This window comes from Porcipelethomonas ammoniilytica (genome assembly GCF_025567485.1).
In the GTDB taxonomy this organism is placed as follows: Bacteria; Bacillota; Clostridia; order Oscillospirales; family Ruminococcaceae; genus Porcipelethomonas; species Porcipelethomonas ammoniilytica.
Window position 1 is genome coordinate 1 of the sequence record NZ_JAOQKH010000041.1, and the last position, 5,080, is coordinate 5,080.

5 protein-coding genes and 1 pseudogene are annotated in these 5,080 nt (G+C 36.2%); all 6 read right to left on the minus strand.

Features of this window, described 5'->3' with window-relative positions; genetic code table 11:
* Positions 1-493, minus strand: a 493-nt coding sequence (locus tag OCV67_RS12710) for a hypothetical protein (protein ID WP_147644313.1), incomplete at its 3' end; no start/stop codon positions are given.
* 51 nt (positions 494-544) lie between these two features.
* Complete coding sequence (locus OCV67_RS12715; protein ID WP_147644314.1) at positions 545-2,914, minus strand: VirB4-like conjugal transfer ATPase, CD1110 family; 2,370 nt, start codon at positions 2,912-2,914, stop codon at positions 545-547.
* Positions 2,915-2,975: 61 nt separating this feature from the next.
* Positions 2,976-3,248: pseudogene (locus tag OCV67_RS13765) on the minus strand (PrgI family protein); the annotation flags it as partial.
* Positions 3,249-3,286: 38 nt separating this feature from the next.
* A complete protein-coding gene (locus tag OCV67_RS12720) occupies positions 3,287-3,820 on the minus strand; it encodes a hypothetical protein (RefSeq protein WP_147644316.1) in 534 nt (177 codons plus the stop codon).
* A 42-nt stretch (positions 3,821-3,862) separates the two neighbouring features.
* Complete coding sequence (locus OCV67_RS12725; protein WP_147644317.1) at positions 3,863-4,735, minus strand: VirB6/TrbL-like conjugal transfer protein, CD1112 family; 873 nt, start codon at positions 4,733-4,735, stop codon at positions 3,863-3,865.
* Positions 4,736-4,755: 20 nt separating this feature from the next.
* Positions 4,756-4,974, minus strand: coding sequence for a hypothetical protein (locus OCV67_RS12730; RefSeq protein ID WP_147644318.1), 219 nt, complete (start codon positions 4,972-4,974; stop codon positions 4,756-4,758).
* Positions 4,975-5,080 lie beyond the last annotated feature (106 nt).

A 5,080-nucleotide genomic window follows, 5' to 3' on the forward strand; every position in this document is an offset into this window, starting at 1 on the left:
TGACTTTTTTTAATGCTTTGGCTTTTGAAGCGGCGCTTTTATATGCCTTGACGGTACTGAGACGTTTTCGTTTAGATTTATATAATCTCCGGCGGTTTCTCTCATATGTTCGTTTTTTATAATTTTTATCTTTTTCATTTTTACCTGAAGATGAAACATTCAGAAAATTACTTTTGTTTGAAATATTTTCTGCTTGAGAAAGACCGGAGGTATGACTTGTTTTATAGGAATTAAAAAAGCAAGCCGTTTCAGACTTCGGCAGCTGACTAACGTTGTGGGCTGCAAAGTTTACTGCTTTGGCAGATGAAAACATAGCATATTGTGCAACATCTTCATTAGCACTTTTTTTGCTGCCGCTATTTGAATATGCAGTATATTTTGAAACAGCCGTTGGGACTGAATTATAATTTGATTTTACTGACTTGATTTTTTTACGCTTTTTATAGACATTTTTAGCATATCTTTTGTTTAACGCTTTCTTATTTATTGCCAAGATATCACTTCCTTTGAAAATTCGCCAATGGCGAATTTAAAAAACCCTGAATTAATCATAGTCATTACTTGTTGACATAAGCTTGTATAGCTTGCTGTCTTTAGGAAATTCATCTTTAAACGGAATAATAGTTCCGTGCTGATGTTTGTCGATATAGTAAATAAGTCCTTCGCCTACACCGGTATCGGTAATGTATTCCATTTGCTGAGGAGAGATGCCCAGACGTTCCGCAAGTATTTCACGGTCTCCGGCGGCTTGTCCTAACAGCACTATAAAAGCGGAATTTTTAAGAATATTTTCTACCTGATGAGAGAGAAGAACATCTGTAACATTCTGAGTAATTCCGGTAGGTTTACCGCCCCATTTTCTTAGCTCTTTCCACATTTTTGTAGAATATGCGGCAGTCAGAGGATCGTTCAGAAGCAGATGAAACTCGTCAACATAAAACCATGTACTGAGATTTTTATCTCTGCTGTTGGAAATTTTGTTCCAAACGTAATCTACAATAACCAAAATACCCATTTTATGAAGATGTTCGGAAAGTTTCCTAATGTCGAAACATAAAATACGATTGTTAACATCTACATTGGTTCTGTGATTAAAAACGCTGAGAGAACCTGTTACAAAAATCTCTAAAGCGTCTGCAACGTCCTGCGCATGCAGATTGTTTTCAACGCTTCTCAACGCATTGTACAGATCTTTAAAAACAGGTATATTTTCAGGATTGGGATCGTCCAGATATTTCTGATAGATTTTCCTTATGCATCTGTCAATTATTGACTTTTCGGCAGCTTCGAGGTTTCCTATAGCCGCTTCACACATGGAAAGAATAAATTGAGATTTGATTGCAACAGGATCATCGCCTTTTTCATAGCTTCTTAAATTTATATCAAAAGGATTTAAATGATGTTTAGATGTTGCGGAAATTTCGATTACAGTACCGCCAAGTTCTTTAGTCAGTGTAATATATTCAGCCTGCGGATCGCAGATTATAATGTTATCGTTAGTACGGAAATATTTATCAAGGATTTCACGTTTGGCAGTGAAAGACTTACCTGTTCCGGACATGCCGAGAATCAAAGCACCGTAGTTTATCAGATTATTTCTGTCTAGCGTGAGCATACTGTTGGAAAGAGGGTTAAAGCCGTAGTATGTTGCGTTGGGAGTAAAGGTTTCCTGAGTGGTAAACGGTATAAACGCTCCAAGTTCAACTGTTGTAAACGACCTGTTTATTTTAACTTTGTTTATACCTATAGGCAGAGAAGACATTGCTCCTTCTTCCTGCAGATCGTCAAGGGATTTAAGTTCACAGTGATACTTCTGAACGATGGACTGTATATCCTTCTCAATTTCACAAAGTTCCGAGGGCTTTGCAGCATAAACCGTAACCAGAAGAGTTGTAATGAAGAACCTGTTATTACGTTTAGTTAAGCTGTCATAAATACTGTTAGCTGCGTTTATGTCATCGACAAGATCCAAGGAAAGAATATCACCGTCATGTCCCTGATCGGCTGCTTTGTGCTGCTTTCCGATTTTTACAGCCTGAGCGTTAGTAAGCTTGTGCGATACAAAGCGTAACGCTTTATTCTGATCCAAGGAATGAGTATGTATATTTACTGCGACGTTTCCCTCAACAGTCATAATTTCCTCGATTATTCTGTCGGAAATTTCGGCTGAATCAATATATACATGATAAGCAGCGCCGTAACTGTTTCCTATTCTGAAGCAGTTAAGTTTGCTGAAGTCCATAGAAGTCGGAGCGATACTGTCTTTTACGGAAATACCGGAGGTATATCTTGATTTCCAGTCAAAATTAAAAGGAATCGGGTGAAGCGGATGCAGACTTTCTTTCAGAAGCTTAAGCCTTTCAAATCCGTTTAAAGAATGAACATTAACATTCATACGCTTAAAGATCCGGATAATTTTCAGCTCTTCACGTTCAAGAGAAGCCTTAGCTTTTCTGAAGTTTTTTTCATGAACTCCGAAAGTCAGATATTTTACTTTAACGGTTCCGCTGCTTCTCTTTTCAAATTGACTGTAAAGCATTTCCTGATATTCCTGCCGGTATTCTTTAATTTTGTCAGATTCACCTTTTTTATCGGGAAGCTTGATTTGTTTTCTGAATTCTTTTAAATCAATAACCTTATTCTGAAAAGTAAATTGAATATCAATGTTGCTTTCAAACTGGTTTAAAAAACGACAGTAACGATTGAATATAGCTTCCTGTTCCTCATCTCCTGCGAGTTCATAGTTTATATCGTTAAATTGCAGAGTTTTTGTGTAATAATCGTTTTTTACCATGCATATTCCGTCTTTGCGCATGTCCAGAAACGGTATAGTCTGCTGAACGGTTTTGGGCAGCATGCTTTTTAACTGCTTTATGTTTTTTATCGGAACTTTTAATTCCTTTGTTCCCAGCATTTTCTGAATTCTCCTTTTTTTCAATTATTTCGTAAATATTTTCTGTTTGAAAAGTACGGATTTTAGAACTGCAAAAAATCCTTTTTAATTTATTAAAAATAAGCCGTTCAAATTTGAGTGTATTTTTGTTATAAAAGACAAAAAAACATGCAATTGCCATTATAGGTACTATTATATAAAGCGCCATTCCGGTGGGAATGAATCGTTTTGTGAAATGGAACGACAGGAATGCTGTTAATCCGGATGTAATAAATACAATTATTTCTCTGATCGTTAATCCAAAGAAAACAGTATTACGGATTCTGTTTATGTCCTTTGTAAACTGTATGTACAATTTTGATCACTTCCTTTGAAAATTCGCCAATGGCGAATTTATATATTTTCCAAATGAGCAGACGTTCCATCGGAATGTTCGCTTTCGTTTAACCTTGCCTGATTATCACGAAGCTTACCGAGAAGTGAATTGGATTGACTGCTAATGCTGTGCGGTTTCTGATGAGAAACTGATTTTTGACTGCTGTTCTTATCAAGATGTTTCTGCAAATCTCCGATGCTTTTTTGCAGGATATTTACAGTATTAACCGCAATAAGTCCTTCGTTGCTTAGCAGAGGAGATTGTTTGTAATCCTCGCATAATTTTATTTTTCCGTCAATGCATTGAAGCAGGTCAACTGCGTCTGTTCCGTATCTGTCACGTTCCGGTTTTTCTGCACTATACGCTACTCCAAGCATTGTGTTTACATGCTTTGGATTTTCAAGTACTGTTTTAGAGTAAATCTCCTGAGCTTGTTTCAAGGTCAAATCAATATGCTCATTGCCGTAATTAGTAAAATGATTTTGCGAATCAAAGGCAATTACATAAAAATTGTATTTACCGTGAACACCCTGAACAAAATTATTTTCCATGTTTACCTCCTTTAATTCGCCATTGGCGAATTTTATATTCATTTAAATAGCATTAAAAATAGATTTAGAAATACTGCCGCATTTCCAAAGCAGAAGAACAACAACGATGCTGATACCGGTGCAGTGAAGCAAAGTCCAGTTGAGGGAATCCGAATTAGAAATGATAATATTGTTTATAAGACCATTGTGAATTCCCAAACATAACATCATAGCGAATGCTTGAAATGCAAGAGCAAACAGATTTTTTAAGAAGTTTTGTCCGATATTTCCCCATTCTCTGTTAGTGAGAGTAGCAAAGGGCAGAGGAGAAATAGAGCAGTATATGTAGATTTCGATCATTCTTGATGTTACGATAATTATTACAATTATACTTGCAAGCTTAGTAATAATATCTATTACTATCGCTTCCAGTAAAACTATAAGCATTTGTCCGACCCCAAGATCTTTTATCTGATCTTCAAATATACCGTATAGATCATGTCCCATATGCCCCGTTTCATCTAATATTACATATTCCGTGATCCTGACGGCTTGCTGTCCCAATTGAAAAATACCCATTGTGATGTCAAAAACATGATTCATAATAAAAATGCCGAAACATAATTTAAATGCCATCTTAGCTACAACTTCGATGTCCATTTCACGTATTGACTTGTCCAGAAGCTGTGTAATAAATTCATGGCATATTACTATAGACAGTATGATAACTGCGATCGGGACGATAGCTTCTATTGAAATTTGCTTTACCAATGCAAAAATACCGCTGTTCCATGTCTCTGGTGTCTGTTCCAGCTGATCGCTTGCATAAAGGGAAGCGTCGGTCATATCATCAAATAATCCTGTCAGACATTCTTCTACCGCACTGCGAAGCCAGCCGATAATTTTATTTTCAATTGAATCTAATATATCTCCCAAATAAAATCACCTCTATTCAACTAAAAGCTTACCTGAGTAGATATCATGGGTATCAGAACTTTTCCTATTGTCATTAATCCTATACCTGATGCAAGAAGCAGACCTGAGTGACTTTTTGTATCTGAACTCTGCGAACTCAAGGACATAAATAACTGTGCAGCGCCTATAATAAGTACTATTAATCCGCCCACAAAAAACATATCTCCCATTATTTCAACTGTTTGTATAAAAACGTCCATTTTTGACCTCCTAAATCCTTAATTCGCCAATGGCGAATTTTCAACTGTTTTAATTTCTGTAATTTTATCTTTTTTTCCGATTTTAAAATCGGCGTTTGATCTGTAA